The 511-nt window shown below is 60.7% G+C and carries 1 protein-coding gene; it reads right to left on the bottom strand.

Annotation, left to right across the window (positions count from 1 at the left end; translation table 11 throughout):
* Positions 1-301 (bottom strand): nucleotidyltransferase domain-containing protein (locus JMF97_RS30515; protein WP_203224668.1); only part of this gene is annotated, 301 nt, incomplete at its 3' end.
* Between the last annotated feature and the right edge of the window lie 210 nt (positions 302-511).

The raw sequence follows: 511 nt of genomic DNA, 5'->3' as shown, positions 1-511 counted from the left end.
GCAGGTCGATGTCGGAATATGGGTGCAACTCGCCGCGACCGTAGCCGCCGACCGCCACCAGTGCGATGTCGGCGTCTTCGCTCCAGTCGAATTGTTCCCAGGCCTTTTGCAGTATGTTATCGACGAACCAGGCGCGATCCTCGATCAGGCGCCGAATGTCGCGGCCGCTGCGAAAACGCCCGTCGAGCACCTCGCGGGCCTGGCGGATGGCCTTCTTGAAGGCGGCAATGGGGCTTGCCTTCAGGGCCAGTTCAGCCTGGAACTGGCCGCGGTCGAAGAGTTCTGGATCCACCTGCGGCATCGATTGGCTTTCCTTTCTATGGGCGGGAAGTTGCGCGGGTTGAATCAGGCCGAAACGCGAGGGATGGTGTCTGTCTCTTATACACATCTAGATGTGTATAAGAGACAGTCGCACAGCCGTGGTAGGTGCGATACAGCAAAAAGCCCTTGAGGATGTCGGCGTCACCGGCCACGAAGCCCGAGCGCAGGCCTGGCAGGTTGGAACGCTTGG

This window comes from Micromonospora fiedleri (assembly GCF_016774385.1).
Taxonomy (GTDB): Bacteria; Actinomycetota; Actinomycetes; order Mycobacteriales; family Micromonosporaceae; genus Micromonospora; species Micromonospora gifhornensis.
This window is presented reverse-complemented; position numbering and strand designations above follow the sequence as displayed.